The organism is Prescottella soli (genome assembly GCF_040024445.1).
Classification (GTDB): Bacteria; Actinomycetota; Actinomycetes; order Mycobacteriales; family Mycobacteriaceae; genus Prescottella; species Prescottella soli.
The window spans coordinates 852,203-873,710 of the sequence record NZ_CP157276.1 but is presented as its reverse complement, the minus strand read 5'-3'; the positions used below and the strand labels follow the sequence as shown (position 1 = coordinate 873,710).

Below are 21,508 nucleotides of genomic sequence, written 5' to 3'. Positions count from 1 at the left end.
ATCGGTTCGATCTGATTCAGATGTTAGACAGATGATTCGTCGGGGTAAAGAATTCTCGGGGTGAGCGTCACCGAAACCCGAATCCCCACTCGCCCGGCCCTGTCGCCCGGGCTGCTGCTCGTCATGGCCGTCGCCACCGGCCTGTGCGTAGGCGGCAACTACTTCAACCAGCCCCTGCTGGACTCGATCGCCACCGCACTGGGCGTGGACCAGTCGACGGCCGCGATGACCGTCACGGTGTCGCAGGTGTTCTACGGCCTCGGCCTGCTGTTCCTCGTCCCGCTCGGTGACCTCGTCGACCGGCGAGTGCTCAGCGTCGGGTTGATGGTGCTCGCGGCGGTCGGGCAGGGCGTGTGCGGCGTCGCACCGTCGATCGGCTGGCTCATGGTCGGCACCGCGATGGCCGGTCTGTTCTCGGTGGCCGCGCAGGTGCTGGTCCCGTTCGCGGCCGCGCTCGCCGAGCCCGGTCGGGCGGCGACGGCCGTCGGGACGGTGATGAGCGGTCTCATGGTCGGGATCCTGCTGGCGCGCAGCGTCGCCGGCCTGCTCACCCCGTTCGGCGGGTGGCAGACCGTGTACCGCCTCAACGCGATCGCGATGCTCCTGGTTGCCGTCGTCCTGTGGCGGGCCCTCCCGAGTTCACGCGATCGGCACGGCCTCGGCTACGGCGCGATCCTCGCCTCGATGGGGACGCTGCTGCGCGAACAGCCGCGCCTGCGCACCGCCACGGCGATGAGCGCCCTCAGCTTCGCCGCCGCCAGCACCGTGTTCGCGGCCATGGCCTTCGTGCTCGCGGCCGAACCGTTCGACCTCGACGACGTCGCGATCGGTCTGGTCGGACTGGCGGGTGTCGCCGGCGCCGTCATGGCGAATGTCGCCGGACGCCTCGCCGACCGGGGTCTGGCCCGCGCCACCGCGGGCGTCGGGGCGCTCGTGTTGCTGGCGTCCTGGGTGCTGTTCGGGCTCGGCGCGAGCAGCCTGATCGCGTTCGTCCTGGCGGTCCTGGTCTCCGACGTCGCGCTCAAGTGTGTGCACGTGAGCAACCAGGGCGTCATCTACGCGCTCGCCCCGCAGGCGCGGTCGCGGGTCACCGCCGTCTACATGACCGGATACTTCGTCGGCGGCGCCGCCGGATCGGCGCTCGGCTCGCTCGTGTGGGCCACGCACGGCTGGGCCGGCGTCTGCTGGGCGGGCGCGGCCCTCTCGCTCGGGGTGCTGGTCGTGTGGTGGCTCGATATCCGCGTTTCCGCGCGTGCGGCCGCGGCAGCGGGGGCATGCTGAGCGCATGGAGCCGATTCCCGAGGACTGGCAGCGCGGGTTGGTGATCGTCGCCCACCCCGACGACATCGAGTACGGTGCCGCCGCCGCGGTGGCGCGGTGGACCGACCAGGGCAAGGACATCCGGTACGTCCTGGTCACGAGCGGTGAGGCGGGGATCGCGGGGCTGCATCCCCGGCAGTGCGGCGCGCTGCGCGAGGACGAGGAGCGGCGGTCGGCCGCGGTCGTGGGAGTGACCACGGTCGAGTTCCTCGGCTACCCCGACGGCCGGATCGAGTACGGCCCGCAGCTGCGCATGGACCTCGCGCGGGTGATCCGTCAGCATCGGCCCGAGATGGTCGTCACGGCGAACCACCGTGAGACGTGGGTGCCCGGCTTCCTCAACAGCGCCGATCACCGAGCCGTCGGGCTCGCGGCCCTCGATGCCGTCGCCGACGCCGCGAACGAGTGGATCTTCCCCGAGCTCACCGAGCCGCCGTGGGCGGGTGTGCGGTGGGCCGCGGTCAACGCGATGCTCGGGATCACCCACGCCGTCGACGTCACCGCGACGGTCGAGCGCGCGGTGGAGTCGCTGTGCGAGCACCGCGCCTATCTCGAGGCGCTCAGCGACGAGCCCGTCCTGGACCAGGCGGCCCGGCAGATCGAGATGTCCACCGGGCCCAAGCCTGGATTCGACGCCGAGCGCGCGGTCGGCTTCGAGCTGTACGTCTACGGCGGCTGACCGCGACCCGGTCGCTACCGCAGCGGCGCACCGACGATGACGCGGCCCGCCCCCGGCACCGCCTCGATGTCGATCGGCAGCTGCCCGACGAACTCGCCGTCGGCGTACGACGTCACCGGGGTGCCGGTCTCCAGTCGCAGCTTGCGGGTGCGGTACGTCTCGACCTCGTCGAGCTCCACGTGGGTGCCCTTGTAGACGGTGGGGAAAAGGCGGACCAGCTTGAGCCGGCCCCCCGACTTCACGACCGTGACGTCGAGCAGCCCGTCGTCGAGCACCGCGTTCGGCGTGATGAGCATGCCGCCCCCGTAGGAGGTGCCGTTGCCCACCGACACCATCGTCGCGTCGAGCTCGACGGTGCGGTCGTCGAGGACGATCCGGTAGGGGATCGGCTTGAGCTGCGCCAGCTCGACCAACATCGCGAAGTTGTAGCGCATCGGGCCCTTGGGCCAGCGCATCCGGTTCGCGCGATCGGTGACGAGCGCGTCGAACCCGCTCGACAGCACGGTCCCGAACCACCGGTCCCCGACCTTCGCCAGGTCGATCGTGGCGACCTCGCCGTCGGCGATGATGTCGGCGGCAGTGACCGCGTTGTCGACCGGGATGTGGAACAGTCGAGCGTGGTCGTTGCCGGTGCCGCCGGGAATGATGCCGAGCGGAGTCCCGGTCTGCGCCAACGCCTGCCACGCGATGCTGACGAGCCCGTCACCGCCCACCGCGACGAGCGCGTCGGTGCCGTCCGCGACGGCCTTGCGCGCGAGCTCCAGGGCCTCGTCGGCGGTACGGCCCTCGATCTCGGTGACGGTGACGCCGCGTTCCCGCAACCGCGTCACGGCGGCAGCGGCAACCCAGGGGGCGTGGCCGCTGCCGGCCGTGGGGTTCGTCAGAACTGTGACTGACCTCGTCATGGGATCAGCTTGCCAGGGTTGAGGATTCCGGCGGGGTCGATTGCGTCCTTGACCGCCCGCAGGACCTGCGCCCCGAGCGTGCCCACCTCGTTCTCCATCCACGGGCGGTGGTCGCGGCCGACGGCGTGGTGGTGGGTGATGGTGCCGCCGGCGGCGACGATCGCGTCACCCGCGGCGCGCTTGGCGGCCGCCCACTGCGACAGCGGATCCGCGGCCTGTGCGCACACGACCGTGAAATACAGCGACGCGCCCGTCTGATAGGTGTGCGAGATGTGGCACATCACGAGCGCCGGGGTGCCCTGGGCGCCAAGCGATTCGGTGAGCGCGGTGGTCACGGCGGTCCGTAGGTTCGCGAGATTGGACCAGCGCGTGGCGGTTTCGAGCGTCTCGGCGATGGCGCCGGCGTTCAGCAGCGCGTCGCGCAGGTAGGGTGCGTCGAAGCGGCCGTGCTCCCACGACTGCGCCGGACCCTCGCCCAGCGCGGTGCCGCCCGCTGCCGCGAGCAGCGCCGTGGCCTCCGCGTAGCGCGCGCGGACATGGGCGTCGGTGCCCTCGAACGTCGTGATCGCCAGGCACCCGGACGTCGGGCTGTCCCCGCCGACGTCTCCGGAGAGGGCCAGGTTGATGCCGGTCTCGGCCTCGTCGGACAGTCGCATCACGGTGGGGGCGGAGCCGGACTGCACGACGGCTCGCAGTGCGGCGGCGCCGGTCTCGAAGTCGGGGAACGACCACGCCTGGTAGGCGGTGTGCTCGGGGACCGCATGCACCCGCAGGCCCACCTCGGTGATGATGCCGAGGGTGCCCTCGGAGCCGACGAACAGCTCACGCAGGTCCGGTCCGGCGGCGGACGCGGGGCCGCGACCGAGGTCGAGCGTGCCTGACGGGGTCGCGACGCGCAGCCACTCCACCATGTCGTCGAAGCGGCCGTAGCCGGCGGACGCCTGGCCCGACGACCTCGTGGCGGCGAAGCCGCCGATGGTCGCGAACTGGAAGCTCTGCGGGAAGTGCCCGAGTGAGAACCCGTGCTCGCCGAGGAGTTGCTCGGCCTGGGGACCCGTCACGCCGGCCTGGAGCGTCGCGACACCGGAGACCGGATCGAGGTCGACGAGGGCGTCCAGTCGGCGCAGGTCGAGGGCGACGGCGGAGCCGAAGCGGCCGCGCGCGGGGTCGACACCGCCGACGACGCTGGTGCCGCCACCGAACGGCACCACCGCGATGCCCTCGGCCGCGCAGAACCGGAGCAGCGCCAGCACCTCGTCGTGCGAGCCGGGCAGCAGTACCGCGTCGGGTGCGTCCTGCTCGCCGGTGGACTTGCGGCGCAACAGATCCGGGGTGCTCTTGCCGCCCGCGTGTCGCAGCCGCGTCGCGGTGTCGGTGCGCACGTTGTCGGCACCGAGGAGGTCCTCGAGGGCGTGGATGAGCGGGGACCCGAGGGTGGTCGCGCGGACGATCACATCGGCTTCGGTGGGCGGCGGGGACTGTTCGGCCGACACCCCGAGCGCCTGCTGAAGGAGGGTCTTGATCTGCGGCGACAGGTGGCGGCGGGACTCGGCGACGCCCCAGGCGTCCCACTCCATGGTGGGAGCTTCGGTGGCGGGGAACTCGGGCACGAATGCTTGGGACATGCGTTACAGTGTTACACAAGATGTCTATCCGTAACGAGCTTTCCGATTCGCTGACCGTCGACGACCAGATCCTGGACGCGACGCGCTCGTGCGTGCTCGACTTCGGGCTGCGGCGCACGACGCTCGCCGAGGTCGCGCGCCGCGCGGGCGTGAGCCGGCCCACCGTCTACCGGCGCTGGCCCGACACCCGGGCCGTGGTCGCCGACCTGCTGACCCGCGAGATCCGCATCGCGATCCCCGACATGGACGGCGACGAGCCGGCACGAATCCAGGTGGTGCGGGCGGTGGTCGACGTCGCGACCGGGATGCGCGAGCACCCGCTGTTCGTGAAGATCCTGCGATCGGACCCCGACCTGCTGATGACCTACGTCGTCGACCGCCTCGGCGCGAGCCAGCGGGCGATCGTGGAGGCCGTGGCGCGGGCGGTCGCGGCCGGGCAGAGCGACGGATCGATCCGGGCCGGTGAACCCGTGCACATCGCGGCGATGGTGCTGCTGATCGCCCAGTCGGCCGTGCAGTCGGCGGCCATGGTCGCGGAGCTGCTCCCGGCGACCGAGCTCACCGCCGAGCTGGAGATCGCCGTCGACTCCTATCTCGCGCCCCGCTGACCACCAACCCAATTCCAGGAGGAACAGTGCAGGACAATCCGCAGTCGGCGCTCAACGCGGACCGCCGCCGTCAGGATCTCTCGGCCCTCGGCGACGACCGCGCCATCGACGTGCTCGTGATCGGTGGCGGCGTCACCGGTGTCGGGACGGCCCTCGACGCGGCGTCGCGCGGCCTGCGGACGGTTCTCGTCGACAAGCACGACCTCGCGTTCGGGACCAGTCGCTGGAGCTCCAAGCTCGCTCACGGCGGGCTGCGCTACCTGGCGTCGGGCAATGTCGGGATCGCGAGGGAGAGCGCCGTCGAGCGCGGCATCCTCATGACCCGGACGGCCCCGCACCTGGTGCGCGCCCTGCCGCAGCTGGTGCCGCTGCTCCCGTCGGTCGGAATGTTCGAGAAGACGCTGGTCCGGACCGGTTTCCTGGCGGGTGACGCGCTGCGCCTCACGGCCCGGACGCCGTCGTCGGTGCTGCCGCGGTCGCGGCGCGTCGGGGCCGAGAAGGCCGCCCAGCTCGCGCCCGCGGTTCGCCGGGAGGGACTGCGCGGCGGACTGCTCGCGTACGACGGTCAGCTCGTCGACGACGCGCGGTTGGTCGTGGCCCTGGCCCGCACGGCCGCCGCGCACGGTGCGACCGTTCTGACCCGCGTCGGCGCCTACGACGTGACCGGTGACTCGGCACGGTTGCGCGACGAACTGACCGGCGAGGAGATGACGATCCGCGCCCGCGCGGTCGTCAACGCCGCCGGCGTCTGGGCCGATCAGGTCGACCCCGACATCCGGCTCAAGCCCAGCCGTGGCACCCACCTGGTGCTGCCCGCGGAACTGCTGGGCAACCCGACGGCGGCGCTGACGGTGCCGATCCCGGGGGAGACCAACCGCTTCGTGTTCGCGTTGCCCGCGCAGCTGGGCCGGGTCTACCTGGGACTGACCGACGAGGCCGTCGACTCCGTGCCCGACGTCCCGGCGGCGTCGGACGGTGAGATCGACTTCCTGCTCGAGACCGTCAACACCGCGCTCGCGACGCCGCTCACGCGCTCCGACGTGCTCGGGACGTTCGCGGGGCTGCGGCCGCTGCTGGACTCGGGCGAGGGGAAGACCGCCGACCTGTCGCGCAACCACGCGGTGCTGCGCTCGTCCAACGGTGTCGTCAGCGTCGTGGGCGGCAAGCTCACGACCTACCGGAAGATGGCGCAGGACGCGGTCGACGCGGCGGTGGCGGCCGGCGGGCTCACCGCCCGCTCGTGCGTGACGACCGATCTGCCCGCGGTCGGGGCGTCGCGGACGGCGCCGCTGAACCTGCCGCCGTCGCTGGTCGCGCGGTACGGCGGCGAGGCCGGAGCGGTGGCCGCGGCCGGCGAGCTGACGCCGATCGCCGACGGCATCGACGTCACCCACGCCGAGCTGGCGTTCGCAGTCAGCCACGAGGGCGCACTCGACGTCGACGATCTCCTCGACCGGCGCACCCGGATCGGTCTCGTCCCCGGCGACCGGGAGCGGGCACTCCCGGCTGCGGAGCGGGCCCTGAGCGGGCGCTGATCGTTCGCGCGCGGCCGTGAGTTGAGCTACTCGGCTGCGATGTGCTCCTCGAGCAGATCGAGGTTCTCGCCGTGGTCGTCGCCGACCTTACCCAGCAGGCCGGTGGCCAGGAGCAGCCAGGACAGCAGCTGCGCACCCGGCTTGCCTCCGAGTGCCGGGCGGAAGCGGATGGTCTCGGTCACGATGTGACCGCCGTCCGTGGGTTCCATGGTGAGTACCACGGTCTGCCGGATGCCCCGCTGCTTGCCCGAGAACTCGAACACTTCGTTCGGCACGTGCCGGGCGATGGTCCACCGGACGACGTCGAAGTCGCATTCCTCGCCGTGCTTGCTCTCCCAGCTGTGCCCGGCGGCCATCGCGAAGTCGGGCGCGAGCACGGTCTCCGTCTTGTGCTCCTCGTACAACGCAGTCTCGACCGGGTGGGTGAATGCGTGCCAGATGACGTCCGGGTCGCCTTCCAGTCGCCGCCGGTTGGTGAACGATGCGTAGCCCATGACTGCCCCCTGATGATGTGGCCCGGCGCGGATTCGAACGGTGCCGGCGCAGGGCGAAGGTCGTTGCGCGACAGAGTAGCGTTCGGCGCTGTCGGGCAATCGCGACAACGCCACTGGGTGCCGCGGATTCCGACGTGCCGATCTCCGGCACCGGCGTAGCGTCGAGGGCATGAGTATTCGCCTGGGATACCAGATTCCGAATTTCAGCTATTCGACTCCCGTCCGCGACCTGTTTCCCACTGTCATCACCCAAGCTCGTGAGGCTGAGGCGGCCGGATTCGACGCCGTTTTCGTGATGGATCACTTCTATCAGCTGCCGGGTATCGGCGAGCCGGATGAGCCGATGCTCGAGTCGTACACGTCACTCGCCGGAATCGCCACGGCCACCGAGTCGATCCAGCTGTCGGCCCTCGTCACGGGCAACACGTACCGCAACCCGGCGCTGCTCGCCAAGACCGTCTCCACGCTCGACGTCGTCAGCGGCGGCCGCGCGGTGCTGGGCATCGGTGCGGGCTGGTTCGAACTCGAGCACCAGCAACTGGGGTTCGAGTTCGGCACCTTCACCGAGCGCTTCGAGCGTCTCGACGAGGCCCTGCAGATCATCGCCCCGATGCTGCACGGGAAGCGACCCACGTTCGCCGGCAAGTGGTACCACGTCGAGAACGCGATCAACGAGCCGCGCTATCGCGACGACCTGCCGATCCTGCTGGGTGGTGGCGGCGAGAAGAAGACGTTCGGACTGGCGGCCCGCTACGCCGACCACCTCAACGTCATCGCGGACGCCAGGGAACTGCCGCGCAAGCTCGAGGCCCTCGCGCAGCGCTGCGAGGAAGTCGGCCGGGATCGCTCGACTCTCGAGACCAGCTTCCTCGCGTTCGTCATGATCGACGAGGACGGTGACAAGGCGCGCGCGATGCAGCGAGACTTCCTGCTGTCGCGCGGTATCGACCTGTCGGTGCTCTCGGAGGACGAGCGAGCCGCCGCGACGGACCGTCACTTCGTCGGCAGCCCCGACGAAGTCGCCGAGCAGATCAAGACCCGGGTCCTCGACCAGGGCATCGACGGCATCATCATCAACCTCGTCGCCAACGGACATCAGCCGGGAATCGTCGAACTGGCCGGACACACCCTCGGCCCGCTCGTGCGCAGCTGAGGTAGCGGCTCGGCGCCGGTCTGTGTCGCGGCTCACCCCGTATGGCACGCTGGGCGGATGCGTGTCGCTGTCGTCGCCGGACCCGAGGCCGGTCATGCCGTCCCCGCCCTCGCGCTCTGTCGGAAACTCGTTGCCGCGGGCGACGATCCGGTGTTCTTCTCCGACGGGCGCTGGCTCGACGTCGCACGCGACATCGGGATCGAGGCGCTCAAACTCGGTGGCCTCGCGCCGCGGGACACCGACGACGACGACGACTCCGGTGCCAAGATCCACGGCCGCGCCGCGCACGTCTCGTCGGCGCTGCTGCCCGACATGCGAGCCGTCGCACCGGATCTGGTGGTGTCCGACGTCATCACCGTCGGTGGTGCCATGGCGGCCGAGCGGATCGGCGTGCCGTGGGTCGAGCTGTCTCCGCACCCGCTGTACTTGCCGTCGAAAGGGCTGCCGCCCATCGGATCCGGTCTGGCGCCCGGGTCCGGGCTGCGTGGCCGGATGCGTGATGCGGTTCTGCGTGCCATGACCGCGCGGTCCATCCGGAAGGGGCAGGTGCAGCGTGGTGAGGCGCGGAAGAGTGTGGGGCTTCCGGCCGAGGACCCCGGACCGGCTGCGCGGTTGATCGCGACGCTGCCTGCCCTCGAGGTGCCGCGGCCGGACTGGCCGTCGGATGCGCACGTGGTCGGTCCGCTCGTGTGGGAGCCCGCCGACAACGTGCTCGAACCGCCGCCGGGTGACGGCCCGCTGATCGTCCTGGCGCCGTCCACCGCCGCCATGGGTGCCGGCGGCATGCTCGACACCGCGATCCGGGCGCTCGACGGTATGGGCGTGCGGATGCTCGTGACGTTGTTCGAGACGCCCGACGTCGAGCTGCCCGACTGGGTGCGCGCCGGATACGGCCGGCAGGACGAGATGCTGCGGAACGCGTCCGCCCTGGTGTGCGGCGGCGGACACGGTGTCCTTGCGAAGGGCCTTCTCGCCGGGGTGCCCCTGGTGACGGTGCCCGGGGGCGGGGACCAGTGGGAGGTGGCGAACCGGGTCGCCCGCCAGGGCAGCGGCGCCCTGATCCGCCCGCTGACCGTCGACGCCCTCCGCGACGGGGTGCGGCGCGTCCTCGACGACCCGTCGTTCGCCGCGGCCGCACGGGAGGCCGCGGACGGCGTCGCCGACGTCGAGGATCCGGTCGAGGTGTGCCGCGCAGCACTGGGATGAGCATCCGGGCCGAGGTCGGCCTCCGCTACCGTGGCAGGTGTGCGACTGACCGAATTCCATGATCTCGTCCGGGAAGAGTTCGGACAGGTCCGCGGCGACTCCCTCCTCGTCGACCACGTGATTCTCAGCCTGGGCGCCAAGACCGCCGCCGACGCGATCGAGGACGGCGTCGACCCCCGGATCGTCTGGCGAGCGCTGTGCGACGAATTCGACGTCCCGCCGCGGCGGAGATAGCGGCGGCGGCCGCCGTTCGGTGATTGACTCGAACACATGTTCGCCTATGCTGGGGTTATCCGTTGCTGTCCATGAGTTACCGCTGGGTGCGGCAGTGTCGGGTCGTTCGGGTCGGCGAAGTTGTCGGTACCGGGCTCTAACCTGAACCACAGATCGCTGGACGAGACTTCGAAAAGAGGACCACGATGGCACCACAGGCACACGACCGCGACAAGGCGCTCGAACTGGCGCTGGCTCAGATCGACAAGAGCTTCGGCAAGGGTTCGGTGATGCGCCTGGGCGAGGAGGCTCGTCAGCCCATCGCCGTGATCCCCACGGGATCGATCGCGCTCGACGTGGCGCTGGGCATCGGCGGTCTGCCGCGCGGTCGCGTCGTCGAGATCTACGGCCCGGAATCCTCGGGTAAGACGACGGTCGCCCTCCACGCCGTGGCGAACGCTCAGGCTGCGGGCGGCGTTGCGGCCTTCATCGACGCCGAGCACGCACTCGATCCGGAGTACGCCCGCAAGCTGGGCGTGGACACCGACGCGCTGCTGGTCTCCCAGCCGGACACCGGTGAGCAGGCCCTCGAGATCGCGGACATGCTGATCCGTTCCGGCGCGCTCGACATCATCGTGATCGACTCGGTCGCCGCGCTCGTGCCGCGCGCCGAGATCGAGGGCGAGATGGGCGACAGCCACGTCGGTCTGCAGGCCCGCCTGATGAGCCAGGCGCTGCGCAAGATGACCGGTGCCCTCAACAACTCGGGCACCACCGCGATCTTCATCAACCAGCTGCGCGAGAAGATCGGCGTGATGTTCGGCTCGCCCGAGACCACGACCGGCGGTAAGGCGCTCAAGTTCTACTCCTCGGTCCGCCTCGACGTCCGTCGTATCGAGACCCTCAAGGACGGCACCGACGCGGTCGGTAACCGCACCCGCGTCAAGGTCGTCAAGAACAAGGTGTCGCCGCCGTTCAAGCAGGCCGAGTTCGACATCCTCTACGGCCAGGGCATCAGCAAGGAGGGCTCGCTGATCGACATGGGTGTCGAGCACGGCTTCATCCGCAAGTCGGGCTCCTGGTACACGTACGAGGGCGACCAGCTGGGTCAGGGCAAGGAGAACGCCCGCAAGTTCCTGCTCGAGAACACCGACATCCGCGACGAGATCGAGAAGAAGATCAAGGAGAAGCTCGGCATCGGCGCGGTTCTGACCGCGGACGAGTCCGACGAGTCGGCCGACTTCTAGGCCCACGACGATCGCCTCCGGCCCGGTCAGTAGGGGCCGGGCCGGAGGCGAATCCTCAGCCATGAGCGACGACTTCAGTCACGACGACAACAGTCACTACGACCGGTACGGCAGCGACGACGTCGCCACCGGCCGGCGACGCACCTCGAACCGGGGGCGCGGACGGCCCGTCGGCGAGAACGGCGAGCCGTTCGAGTTGAAGGGCAGTCCGGAGACGCTCGCGGCCCGGGCGAAGGACGTGTGCCTGCGGCTGTTGACCGACCGCGCCCGCAGCCGTGCGGAACTCGACCAGAAGCTCGTGCAGAAGGGCTACCCGCGGGCGGTGATCGACACGGTCCTCGACCGGCTCGCCGAGGTGGGGCTCGTCGACGACGCGGCCTTCGCCGAGCAGTGGGTCCACTCTCGGCACACCTACTCCGGGCGTGGTCGGCGCGCGCTCGCAACCGAGTTGCGCCGCAAGGGAATCGACCAGCAGACCTCCACCGAGGCGCTGTCGCAGATCAGTGCCGACGACGAGCACGAGCGGGCGGCGGAACTGGTCCGCAAGAAGCTCGCACGGACGACCGCCGCGGACATCGCGGACCGTGACGACCGGGACCGGCTGATGCGGCGACTCGTCGGCATGCTCGCGCGCCGCGGCTACCCGTCGTCGGTCGCGTTCAGCGTTGTGAAGACCGAACTGACGAACCTGGGTGCAGAAACCGACGGGCTCGCGGAGGACTGAGGTCCACCGCGAGCCCGTCGGCTCACTGGTGTCGGTCAGCGGGGTGGCTGCGGCTGCATCGTGTCACTGAAATCGTCGATGCCGGGGACACCGTCGAGCTCGGTGGTGTCGATCGGGATCACGGCCGGCCGACCACGCTTCTTGCTGCCGGTGCGCAGGCGCTTCTCGAGCCACGTCGCGAACGACGTCAGCGCGAAGTTGATGACCACCATGATCACGCCGACCACGACCAGCGCGGCGAAGAAGTTGCGGTAGTACGACGCCGCCTGCTGCCCACTGCGGATCAGCTCGACGTAGCCGATCTGGTAGCCGAGCGCCGAATCCTTCAGCGCGACAACCATCTGCGACACCAGCGCCGGCAACATCGTTGTGATCGCCTGCGGGAGCAGGATCAGCCGCATCATCTGGCTCTTGCGCATGCCGAGCGCGGATGCCGCCTCCGTCTGGCCCTTCGGCAGGGACAGGATGCCTGCCCGGAGGATCTCGGCGATCACCGAGCCGTTGTACAGCGTCAGGCCCACCACGACAGCGGCGAGCGCCAACTGGCTCGACGGGAAGATGCCGTACTGCGCGAACGCCTGGTAGGCGAAGATCATCAGGATCAGCACCGGGATCGCGCGGAAGAACTCGACGAACGCTCCGCTGATCCAGCGGACCCAGCGGTGGTCCGAGAGCCGCCCGATGCCGAGGACGGCGCCGAGGATCAGCGCGAACACGATCGACAGCGACGCCGCCAACAGCGTGCCCTTCAGGCCGGGCAGCAGGTACGTCGTCCACGTGAAGTGGTTCAGGAACGGCGACCACTTGTCGGCCTCGAGCTGTCCGTTGTCGGCCAGCACGTTGATCACATACGCCGCTACGGCGATCAGGACGATGCCGAAGACGATCGCGATCAGTCGGTTGCGGATCCTGGCCCGAGGGCCGGGGGCGTCGAAGAGAACACTCGCCTGCTGGGTCATCGCTTCACCGCCAAACGCTTGCCGAGATAACCGAACAGGAAGCCGACCGGCAGCGTCAGGATCATGAAACCGATGGCGAAGATTCCGAAGACGAGGAACAGCTTGTCCGCCTCGTTCTCGATCATCGTCTTCATGAGGAGTGACGCTTCGGCCACGCCGATCGCCGACGCGATTGTCGTGTTCTTCGTCAGCGCGATCAGCACACTGCCCAGCGGTGCGATGACCGACCGGAACGCTTGGGGGAGCACGATCATCCGGATGCTCTGGGTGAACGTCAGACCCAGCGAGCGGGCCGCTTCGGCCTGCCCCATCGGGACGGTGTTGATGCCGGATCGCAGCGATTCACACACGAAAGCTGAGGTGTAGACGATGAATCCGAGCACCGCGAGCCGGAAGTTGTTCTGGTCGATGAACGTCGGAGAATCCTCGGGGGCGAAGTGCACACCCAGGTTCTGGTAGAGCCCCACCGAGCAGAACACGATGATCAGCGTCAGCGGTGTATTGCGGAAGATGTTGACGTACCAGGTCGCGAAGATCCGCAGGATCGGCACGGGGGAGACCCGCATGCCGGCGAGGATCGTGCCCCAGATCAGCGCGCCGAGCGCCGACCAGAACGTGAGCTGCACGGTCGTCCAGAACGCACTGACGAGCTGGTCACCGTAGGTATCGATAAGTCCCATGTCACCTCCTCCGCGTCAGTACCGGTCGACCGTCGGGGGCGCCGGCAACGCGTAACCCGACTCGCCCATGGTCGCCTGCAACGCCCGTTCCCAGGCGCCGGTCGCGATCATGTCCTCGATCGCGTCGTTGATCTTCATGCGCGCTTCCGTGTCGCCCTTCGGTAGACCGACGCCGTACAGCTCGGTGGTGAACGGCTGACCGGCGAGTTTGAACTCGCCCGGGTACTGGGCCGCATAGCCCGCCAGGATGATGTCGTCGGTGGTGAGAGCGTCGACCTTGCCGCGGTGCAGCGCCTCGACGCACGACGAGTAGCTGTCGAACTGTTGCAGCTGGACGCCCGGATACGACTTCTTGATCTTCTGCGCGGGGGTCGAGCCCGACACCGAGCACAGCTTCTTGCCGCCTTCGAGGGAGTCCGCCCCGGTGATCGAGTCGTCGTCGGCGCGCACCAGCAGCGACTGGCCCGCGACGTAGTACGGGCCCGCGAAGTCGACGACCTTCTTGCGGTTGTCGGTGATCGAGTACGTGCCGACCACGAAGTCGACCTCGCCGTTCTTGATCAGGTTCTCGCGCTGCGCTGACGGCGCCTCCCGCCACGTGATCCCGCTCTCGGGGACACCCAGGTAGTTCGCGATGTACTTGGCGACCTCGACGTCGAAGCCGGTCATCGTCTTGTCCGGCTCGCGCAGCGCCAGCCCGGGCTGGTCGTACTTGGTACCGATCGTGAGGTGTCCGTCGGCGGCGTCGGCCAGGACGTCGCGCGGCTCGCTGCTGCCGCATGCGGACGCCGTGAGCACGACGGCCGTCAACGCCGCGACGACACCCAGGATGCGGGGCGATCTGATTCGTATGCGTCTCATGGTGGCTCTTCCGTCCCCGCTCAGTGTCCGAGGATCTTGCCGAGGAAGTCCTTGGCGCGGTCGGACTTCGGCGCGGTGAAGAACGTGTCCGGATCGGTGTCCTCGAGGATCGAGCCGTCCGCCATGAAGATGATCCGATCGGCGGCCTTGCGCGCGAACCCCATCTCGTGGGTCACCACGATCATCGTCATGCCCTCCTTCGCGAGGTTCACCATGACGTCGAGGACCTCGTTGACCATCTCGGGGTCGAGGGCGGACGTCGGCTCGTCGAAGAGCATGACCTTGGGGTCCATCGCGAGCGACCGGGCGATCGCGACGCGCTGCTGCTGGCCACCGGACAGCTGGGCGGGGTACTTGTCGGCCTGGGTCCGGATGCCGACGCGGTCGAGCAGCGCGAGCGCGCGCTCCTTCGCCTGCGCCTTGTCGATCCTGCGGACCTTGACCGGCGCAAGCATGACGTTCTCGAGCACCGTCTTGTGGGCGAACAGATTGAAGCTCTGGAACACCATCCCGACGTCGGAACGCAGGCGGGCGAGGGCGCGGCCCTCGGCCGGGACCGGCACACCGTCGATCGTCACGGTGCCCTGATCGATCGGTTCGAGGCGATTGATGGTCCGGCAGAGGGTCGACTTGCCCGACCCGGACGGTCCGAGCATCACGACCACTTGGCCGGCTGGGATCTCCAGGTCGATGTTCTTGAGAACGTGCAGGTCACCGTAGTGCTTGTTGACCCCCTTCATGGAGATCATCGACTCGGTTCCGGTAGCCGCTCCGGTGGTCTCAGGCTGCGTCATAACGGGTAACCCTAGCTGGACTTATTCCGTACCTGCCGGTCCAGCGCGCCCTGATCTTGAACGATACAGATCAGGGGGTTCGCGCAGACGGGCCGATGTGTGGCCCCAGCAGGCGGTTTTGCGCGGGGCCGTACCCTGGACGCGTGGAGACGATCGACCAGAACAGCGGGCGCAGCTACGAGGTCCGCACGTACGGCTGTCAGATGAACGTGCACGACTCCGAGCGGTTGTCCGGCCTGCTCGAGGACGCCGGCTACTCGAAGGCCGCGCCTGGGGAGCAGGCGGACCTGGTTGTCTTCAACACGTGCGCGGTCCGCGAGAACGCGGACAACAAGCTGTACGGCAATCTCAGCCACCTGGCGCCGGTCAAGGAGGAGCGCCCCGGCATGCAGATCGCCGTCGGCGGCTGCCTCGCCCAGAAGGACCGCGACACCGTCGTGAAGAAGGCGCCGTGGGTGGACGTCGTGTTCGGCACTCACAACATCGGCTCGCTGCCCGCGCTGCTCGAGCGTGCCCGTCACAACCGGAAGGCGGAGGTCGAGATCCTCGAATCGCTCGAGGCGTTCCCGTCGACGCTGCCGGCCAAGCGTGAGTCCGCGTACGCGGGCTGGGTGTCGATCTCGGTCGGTTGCAACAACACGTGCACGTTCTGCATCGTGCCGTCGCTGCGCGGCAAGGAGGTCGACCGCCGCCCCGGCGACATCCTCGCCGAGGTGCAGGCGCTCGTGAACGAGGGCGTCCTCGAGGTGACGCTGCTGGGTCAGAACGTCAACTCCTACGGCGTCTCCTTCGCCGATCCGGAGCTTCCCCGCGATCGCGGTGCCTTCGCGAAGCTGCTGCAGGCGTGCGGGCAGATCGAGGGTCTCGAGCGAGTGCGGTTCACCTCGCCGCACCCGGCCGAGTTCACCGACGACGTCATCGAGGCGATGGCCGCCACGCCGAACGTCTGCCCGCAGCTGCACATGCCGCTGCAGTCTGGCTCGGACCGCGTCCTCAAGGCGATGCGCCGGTCGTACCGCAGCGCCAAGTTCCTCGGCATCATCGAGAAGGTGCGCGCCGCGATGCCGCACGCGGCCATCACGACCGACATCATCGTCGGCTTCCCGGGCGAGACCGAGGAGGACTTCCAGGCCACGCTCGACGTCGTCCGGCAGGCCCGCTTCACCAGCGCGTTCACCTTCCAGTACTCCAAGCGGCCGGGTACGCCCGCCGCCGAGATGGAGGGTCAGCTTCCCAAAGCCGTTGTGCAGGAACGCTACGACCGCCTCATCGCGCTCCAGGAGGAGATCACGCTCGAGGAGAACCGCAAGCTCGTCGGCACCGAGGTCGAGTTGCTGATCACCGCCGGTGACGGTCGCAAGAACGCCGAGACCGCGCGCATGAGTGGCCGGGCCCGCGACGGTCGGCTCGTCCACTTCCGGCCCGAAGGCAACCTCGACGGCGACCTGCGTCCCGGCGACGTGATCACCGTCGTCGTCACCGCGGCCGCACCGCACCACCTCGTCGCCGACGACCCGATCCTCACCCACCGGCGCACCCGTGCCGGAGATTCGTTCGAACGAGGGGTCACACCCAAGACCCCGCCGATCGGCGTCGGACTGGGACTGCCCCAGGTGGGCGTCCCCGCTCCGCTGCCAGCACAGATGGGATGCAACGCATGAGCGAGCGCGGCGACACCGCCGGTGACGAGAACCTGCCCGGCGGGAACGGTCCGGACCCGATGGCGGAGTACCAGAAGGACTTCGAAGCCGCGGAGAAGAAGATCGCCGGCGAGATCGACCCCGGGGTGCGCGCGGTCGTTGTCGCGGTGTGCGTGCTCGTGCTGCTGCTGTCGTTCACCCTGCCGCACGCCGGATCGGCGAACGGCTGGGACGTTCTGGTCTATGCCCAGCCCGCGGTCGACGAGCACATCAAGCTGACGTCGCGGATCTTCGTGTGGCTCGCGCTCGTCTTCGGTGGTGTCTTCTCGATCCTCGCGCTCGTGACCCGTCGCTGGGTGCTGGCGTGGATCGCGCTCGCCGGCACCGCGGTGTCCGCGGTGTTCGGCATGCTCGCGATCTGGTCGCGGCAAACTCTCCCGCTCGCCGAGTCGGGCAGCGCCGGTCCGGGGATCGGCCTGATCCTGGGCTGGATCACAGTCATCGTCCTGACCTTCCACTGGATCAAGGTGGTGTGGAGCAGGACCGCGATGCAGCTTGCGGCCGAGGAGGATCGACGTCGGGCAGCCGAGGAGGACGCGGAGCGCGGCGACTGGACCGTCTGAGTCCGACGAACGAAAGAGGGGTGCGACGCCATCAGGCGTCGCACCCCTCGCTCGTCTACCGGGCGTGTCAGCGCTCGTTCACGGCACCCTCGGCGGCCGCGGCCCACTCGCGCCACTGCTGTGCCTGGGCGAGGGCCTTGTCCGCGTCCTTGGTGCGGCCCGCGGCGGTCGCCTTCGCGGCCTGCTCCTCGAACTGGGCGACGCGCTCGCGGAACTGGGCGGCACGCGCCAGCGCCTCGGGATCGCTTCGGCGCCACTCGGAGTCGGCCGCGTCGCGGACCCGCTTCTCGATCGCGCGCAGCTTGCCTTCGAGGTCGTGCATGCGTTCGCGGGGCACCTTGCCGATCTCGTCCCACTTCTCCTGCAGGTCGCGCAGGGCCGCGCGAGCCGCATCGAGATCCTTGTCGGGATCGATGTCCTCGGCGCTCTTCAGCAGCTCCTCCTTGGCGACCGCGTTCTGGGCGAACTCGGCGTCGCGCTCGGACGCGGCGGCGTTGCGGGCCGCGAAGAACACGTCCTGCGACTCCTTGAACTGCCGCCACAGGGCGTCGTCCGCCTCACGAGGTGCGCGACCGGCGGCCTTCCACTCGGCGAGCAGGTCACGGAACTGGGCCGCGGTCGTTCCCCAGTCGGTGGAGGAGGACAGTGCCGCCGCCTGGGCGACCAGCTCCTCCTTGCGGGACTTGGCGGTTGCGCGTTCGCGGTCGAGCTCGGCGAAATGCGTGCCGCGGCGCCGGTTGAACGTCTCGCGCGCCTTCGCGAACCGCCGCCACAGGGCGTCGTCGCTCTTGCGGTCGAGACCGCGGATGGACTTCCACTCGTCGAGGATTTCGCGCAGCCGATCGCCGGCGACCTTCCACTGGGTGGACTCGGAACCGATCTGCTCGGCCTCCGCCGCCAACGCCTCCTTGCGGGCGGTCTGTTCCTTGCGGGTCTGCTCCTTGTCGAGCTTGGCCTGCTCCTCGGCCTGCTCCGACCCCTCGATGATCACGGTGAGCCGGGCGCTGAGGGCGTCGATGTCGCCGATCACCGCGGCCGTCGGAAGCGACTCCGCGATGGCACGGGCTGCCGAGCGGGTCTTCTTCGCGTCGCCCGCGCCGGAGGCCAGCCGGGTCTCGAGGAGCGCCACCTCGGTCGCGAGGTCGTCGTAGCGGCGCCCGAAGTGAGCCAGCCCCTCGGCCGCGTCACCTGCCTGCCACGAGCCGATCTGCCGTTCGCCGTCCGCCGTCCGAACCCACGCGGTGCCGTCCTCGTCGACGCGGCCGAACCGGCTCGGGTCGCTCGGGGCGACGGCGGGCGTGGCGTGGCTCGGAGCCGGACCGGGCTTGGGTGAGCCGGATTTCACAGCACCGGGCTTGGCGCCCGGCTTCGGGGCACCCGGCTTGGGGGAACCCGGCTTGGGTGCGTTGCTCTCGGTCATAGCTCCTCGTCTCTGCCGCGCGTCACGGCTGCCTGATCGCACTGTCGCCTCCCGTTCGCGCCCGACCGGTCGTTCGGAATGGGCGGGAGCCTGCAGCGACTGTCAAGACTATTGAAACAGGTCTGACCCCGGGAAGGCGTCACCTCGTCGACTACCGTTGCGCAGTGTGTTGACCGTCGCCGCCTTCGTACCCTCGCCGCCGCTGCTCGTGCCCCAGTTGGCCGGTGCCGCAGCATCGGAAACCGACCGGTTGCGCAGGGCGGCGCTCGATGTGTCGACGCGCCTGGGTGTCTCGTGCGCGGAGTGGACGGTGATCGGTGTCGCTGAGCCCGGGATGCCGGTCGTCACCGACCTCGATCCCGAATCGTGCGGCACGTTCGCGGGATTCGGTGCGGACGTGCGAGTGTGCTTGTCGCCCGACGCATCCGACGATGATGTCGACCCCTCGATGCCTCTGGCGGCCCTGGTCGCGGGATGGTTGCGTGGTCAGTCGGCGCCCGAGGCCCGGCTGCGGGTGCGGACGCTGGCTCCCGACACCACGGCCGACGAGTGCGCCCGGGTGGGGGAGTCGCTGCGCCGTCAGCTCGACGCGCGCCCCACGCCGCAGGCGCTCCTTGTGGTCGCCGACGGCGCGAACACCTTGACCGACAAGGCCCCCGGTGCATTCGACGCCAGGTCGGCCGAAGTGCAGGCGACGCTGGACGCGGCTCTCGCCGAGGGCGACTGCGGAGCGCTGGACCTCCTCGATCCCGCACTGTGCAGTGCGATCGGGCTGCCCGGGCGTGCTGCGTGGCAGACGCTTTCGGCGGTGTTCGGCGGCGAGACCGGCGGTCCGAGCAAGTCGGAGTCGCTCTACACCGGCGCCCCGTACGGGGTTGGCTACCACGTCGGGATGTGGTGGCCGTGACCGAGCGGACCCCGATCGCCGTCGTCGGCCCCACCGCGACCGGCAAGTCGGATCTCGGCCTCGACCTCGCGGAGCGGCTGGGCGGCGAGATCGTCAACATCGACGCGATGCAGCTCTACCGCGGAATGGACGTCGGCACGGCCAAGCTCGCGCCGGCCGAGCGGCGCGGCATCGTCCACCACCAGCTCGACGTGCTGGACGTGACCGAGACCGCCACCGTGGCCCGCTACCAGGAGTCGGCCTCCCGCGACGTCGAGGACATCCGCGCTCGCGGTGCGGTCCCGATCATCGTGGGCGGCTCGATGATGTACGTGCAGTCACTGCTCGACGAGTGGTCGTTCCCCGCGACCGATCCGCAGATCCGTGCGCACTGGGAGACCGTGCTCGCCGAGAGGGGTGTCGCGGCGGTGCACGCCGAGCTCGCGCGGGTCGATCCCGACGCCGCGGCGTCGATCCTGCCGACCGACGGTCGTCGCATCGTGCGGGCCCTCGAGGTCGTCCAGCTCACCGGGCAGCCGTTCGCCGCGTCGGCGCCGAAGATCGGCGAACCCCGTTGGGGCACAGTGATCATCGGTGTCGACCGGGAGACCGAGGCGCTCGACGCCCGGATCCGGCTGCGCACCGAGCTGATGTTCGACAAGGGGCTCGTCGACGAGGTCCAGGCTCTGGTCGAGGTCGGGCTCCGGGAGGGCGTCACGGCACAGCGGGCCATCGGGTACGCCCAGGTGCTCGCGATGTTAGACGGCGAATACGACCTCGCGGAGGCACTCGAGCGCACGTTCATCGGCACCCGCCGGTACGTCCGCCGGCAGCGGTCCTGGTTCCGGCGGGACCCGCGGGTGCACTGGCTCGACGCCGCCGACCCGAACCTCGTGGACGACGCGCTGCGGTTGGTCGAGGGGAAGTGACGCGCGGGCGCGCCCGCGCGCCTCGCTAGAGTGGGCGCCATGGAATTCAGCAAGGGCCACGGCACCGAGAACGACTTCGTGATCCTCCCGGATCCCGATGCCGACCTTGTTCTTCCCGAGCACCGGATCGCGGCCCTGTGCGACCGCCGTCGCGGACTCGGCGCCGACGGCCTCCTGCGGGTCGCCCGGGCCGGCGCCCTGACCGCGGTCGGCGTACTCCGCGACCTCCCCGAGGGTGTCTCCGCCGACGACTGGTTCATGGACTACCGCAACGCAGACGGGTCCATCGCGGAGATGTGCGGCAACGGTGTCCGGGTGTTCGCGCACTACCTGCGGGCCACGGGACTCGAACTGCGCGACGAGTTCGTCGTCGGCAGCCGTGCCGGTTCCCGACCGGTCACCGTCCACGCCGCCGACCACGTGAACGGCGACGTCACCGTCGAGATGGGGCGCGTCCGCGAGCTCGGCACCTCGACGGCGACCGTCGACGGCCGCGTCCTCGAGGGGATCGGCATCGATGTCGGCAACCCGCATCTCGCGTGTGTCGACCCGGGGCTGACAACGGCGGCGCTCGCCGCGCTGGACCTGACGGTCTCGCCTGGATTCGATCCGGGGTTCTTCCCCGAGGGCGTCAATATCGAGATCCTCACCGCGCTCGACGGCGGCTCGGTCGAGATGCGTGTCCACGAACGCGGCGTCGGCGAGACCCGCTCGTGCGGCACCGGAACCGTCGCGGCGGCGGTGGCCGCGCTGCGCGCGCACGGCGACACCGACGGCAAGGTCGAGGTCCGGGTGCCCGGTGGCCGAGTGGAGGTGTCGGTCGACGGTGGGCACGCGGCGCTGCGTGGGCCGTCCGTGCTCGTCGCGGCGGGTCGGATCGACGACCGCTGGTGGACCGAACTGGGCTGATGCCCGGCTCGCCGGGGTGCTGATGCCCGGGCCCCTGGCCCCTGTTCGCCGTGGGGAAATCCGTGTGCACGCCCGTCGCGCTTCGTGGGACCATGAAC

General features: G+C 69.7%; 22 protein-coding genes. 14 read left to right on the top strand and 8 right to left on the bottom strand.

Going from position 1 to position 21,508, the window contains the following annotated elements:
* Nucleotides 1-60 precede the first annotated feature (60 nt).
* Both ABI214_RS04070 and ABI214_RS04065 read left to right on the top strand, forming a co-directional pair.
* Nucleotides 61-1,281 carry an MFS transporter gene (locus ABI214_RS04070; protein WP_348606379.1) on the top strand — a complete coding sequence of 407 codons (1,221 nt, stop codon included), beginning with the start codon at nt 61-63 and terminating at the stop codon, nt 1,279-1,281.
* Nucleotides 1,282-1,285: 4 nt separating this feature from the next.
* On the top strand, nt 1,286-1,999 hold the full coding sequence (locus ABI214_RS04065) for a PIG-L deacetylase family protein (protein WP_348606377.1): 714 nt from the start codon (nt 1,286-1,288) through the stop codon (nt 1,997-1,999).
* Nucleotides 2,000-2,013: 14 nt separating this feature from the next.
* Here the strand turns inward: ABI214_RS04065 and ABI214_RS04060 are convergent, their stop codons facing one another.
* Both ABI214_RS04060 and ABI214_RS04055 read right to left on the bottom strand, forming a co-directional pair.
* The gene (locus ABI214_RS04060; protein WP_348606375.1) at nt 2,014-2,904 is read right to left on the bottom strand and encodes a diacylglycerol kinase; all 891 of its coding nucleotides are present in this window, start codon (nt 2,902-2,904) and stop codon (nt 2,014-2,016) included.
* The gene (locus tag ABI214_RS04055; RefSeq protein WP_348606373.1) at nt 2,901-4,529 is read right to left on the bottom strand and encodes an FAD-binding oxidoreductase; all 1,629 of its coding nucleotides are present in this window, start codon (nt 4,527-4,529) and stop codon (nt 2,901-2,903) included. Before ABI214_RS04055 ends, ABI214_RS04060 begins: the two co-directional genes overlap by 4 nt.
* 20 nt (nt 4,530-4,549) lie before the next feature.
* Here ABI214_RS04055 and ABI214_RS04050 point away from each other — a divergent pair, with 20 nt between their 5' ends.
* A complete protein-coding gene (locus ABI214_RS04050) occupies nt 4,550-5,137 on the top strand; it encodes a TetR/AcrR family transcriptional regulator (RefSeq protein ID WP_348606371.1) in 588 nt (195 codons plus the stop codon).
* A 26-nt stretch (nt 5,138-5,163) separates the two neighbouring features.
* Entirely contained in the window at nt 5,164-6,672 is a 1,509-nt protein-coding gene (locus ABI214_RS04045; RefSeq protein WP_348606369.1) for a glycerol-3-phosphate dehydrogenase/oxidase, read from the top strand.
* Between the two features lie 26 nt (nt 6,673-6,698).
* Here the strand turns inward: ABI214_RS04045 and ABI214_RS04040 are convergent, their stop codons facing one another.
* Nucleotides 6,699-7,166, bottom strand: a complete 468-nt coding sequence (locus tag ABI214_RS04040; protein ID WP_348606367.1) for an SRPBCC family protein — start codon at nt 7,164-7,166, stop codon at nt 6,699-6,701.
* Between the two features lie 169 nt (nt 7,167-7,335).
* Between ABI214_RS04040 and ABI214_RS04035 the strand changes: the two genes are divergently transcribed.
* The 5 genes from ABI214_RS04035 (at nt 7,336) to recX (ending at nt 11,709) form a co-directional block, all read left to right on the top strand.
* On the top strand, nt 7,336-8,319 hold the full coding sequence (locus tag ABI214_RS04035; protein WP_348606365.1) for an LLM class F420-dependent oxidoreductase: 984 nt from the start codon (nt 7,336-7,338) through the stop codon (nt 8,317-8,319).
* 57 nt (nt 8,320-8,376) lie between these two features.
* Nucleotides 8,377-9,525 carry a glycosyltransferase gene (locus ABI214_RS04030; RefSeq protein ID WP_348606363.1) on the top strand — a complete coding sequence of 383 codons (1,149 nt, stop codon included), beginning with the start codon at nt 8,377-8,379 and terminating at the stop codon, nt 9,523-9,525.
* A gap of 39 nt (nt 9,526-9,564) precedes the next feature.
* Nucleotides 9,565-9,759: a DUF3046 domain-containing protein gene (locus ABI214_RS04025; protein ID WP_348606361.1), complete on the top strand. Its 195-nt coding sequence runs from the start codon at nt 9,565-9,567 to the stop codon at nt 9,757-9,759.
* Between the two features lie 185 nt (nt 9,760-9,944).
* The gene (gene recA, locus ABI214_RS04020) at nt 9,945-10,985 is read left to right on the top strand and encodes a recombinase RecA (RefSeq protein WP_225022933.1); all 1,041 of its coding nucleotides are present in this window, start codon (nt 9,945-9,947) and stop codon (nt 10,983-10,985) included.
* Between the two features lie 61 nt (nt 10,986-11,046).
* On the top strand, nt 11,047-11,709 hold the full coding sequence (recX, locus tag ABI214_RS04015) for a recombination regulator RecX (protein ID WP_348606359.1): 663 nt from the start codon (nt 11,047-11,049) through the stop codon (nt 11,707-11,709).
* A gap of 35 nt (nt 11,710-11,744) precedes the next feature.
* On the opposite strand, the gene ABI214_RS04010 is transcribed toward recX, so the two are convergent.
* From ABI214_RS04010 to ABI214_RS03995, 4 genes are read right to left on the bottom strand one after another with little or no spacing between them, the layout of a single operon-like run.
* Entirely contained in the window at nt 11,745-12,668 is a 924-nt protein-coding gene (locus ABI214_RS04010; protein ID WP_348606357.1) for an amino acid ABC transporter permease, read from the bottom strand.
* A complete protein-coding gene (locus tag ABI214_RS04005; protein WP_348606355.1) occupies nt 12,665-13,348 on the bottom strand; it encodes an amino acid ABC transporter permease in 684 nt (227 codons plus the stop codon). Before ABI214_RS04005 ends, ABI214_RS04010 begins: the two co-directional genes overlap by 4 nt.
* Nucleotides 13,349-13,363: 15 nt before the next feature.
* On the bottom strand, nt 13,364-14,209 hold the full coding sequence (locus tag ABI214_RS04000) for a glutamate ABC transporter substrate-binding protein (protein WP_348606354.1): 846 nt from the start codon (nt 14,207-14,209) through the stop codon (nt 13,364-13,366).
* Between the two features lie 20 nt (nt 14,210-14,229).
* Nucleotides 14,230-14,958 (bottom strand): amino acid ABC transporter ATP-binding protein, encoded by a 729-nt coding sequence (locus ABI214_RS03995; protein WP_348611256.1) that lies wholly within the window; start codon nt 14,956-14,958, stop codon nt 14,230-14,232.
* 188 nt (nt 14,959-15,146) lie between these two features.
* On the opposite strand from ABI214_RS03995, the gene miaB reads away from it, so the two are divergent.
* Together miaB and ABI214_RS03985 are read left to right on the top strand one after the other, a co-directional pair.
* Nucleotides 15,147-16,664, top strand: coding sequence for a tRNA (N6-isopentenyl adenosine(37)-C2)-methylthiotransferase MiaB (miaB, locus tag ABI214_RS03990; protein ID WP_280761202.1), 1,518 nt, complete (start codon nt 15,147-15,149; stop codon nt 16,662-16,664).
* Nucleotides 16,652-17,266, top strand: a complete 615-nt coding sequence (locus ABI214_RS03985; RefSeq protein WP_408586618.1) for an Rv2732c family membrane protein — start codon at nt 16,652-16,654, stop codon at nt 17,264-17,266. The genes miaB and ABI214_RS03985 overlap by 13 nt, the downstream gene beginning before the upstream one ends.
* Before the next feature lie 67 nt (nt 17,267-17,333).
* Here ABI214_RS03985 and ABI214_RS03980 read toward each other — a convergent pair whose 3' ends face one another.
* A complete protein-coding gene (locus tag ABI214_RS03980) occupies nt 17,334-18,686 on the bottom strand; it encodes a DUF349 domain-containing protein (RefSeq protein ID WP_348606351.1) in 1,353 nt (450 codons plus the stop codon).
* Nucleotides 18,687-18,852: 166 nt separating this feature from the next.
* Between ABI214_RS03980 and ABI214_RS03975 the strand changes: the two genes are divergently transcribed.
* From ABI214_RS03975 to dapF, 3 genes are read left to right on the top strand one after another with little or no spacing between them, the layout of a single operon-like run.
* A complete protein-coding gene (locus ABI214_RS03975) occupies nt 18,853-19,593 on the top strand; it encodes a hypothetical protein (RefSeq protein WP_348606349.1) in 741 nt (246 codons plus the stop codon).
* Entirely contained in the window at nt 19,590-20,501 is a 912-nt protein-coding gene (gene miaA, locus ABI214_RS03970) for a tRNA (adenosine(37)-N6)-dimethylallyltransferase MiaA (RefSeq protein ID WP_348606347.1), read from the top strand. Before ABI214_RS03975 ends, miaA begins: the two co-directional genes overlap by 4 nt.
* A 39-nt stretch (nt 20,502-20,540) precedes the next feature.
* Nucleotides 20,541-21,410 carry a diaminopimelate epimerase gene (dapF, locus tag ABI214_RS03965; RefSeq protein WP_348606345.1) on the top strand — a complete coding sequence of 290 codons (870 nt, stop codon included), beginning with the start codon at nt 20,541-20,543 and terminating at the stop codon, nt 21,408-21,410.
* The last annotated feature ends 98 nt before the right edge of the window (nt 21,411-21,508 follow it).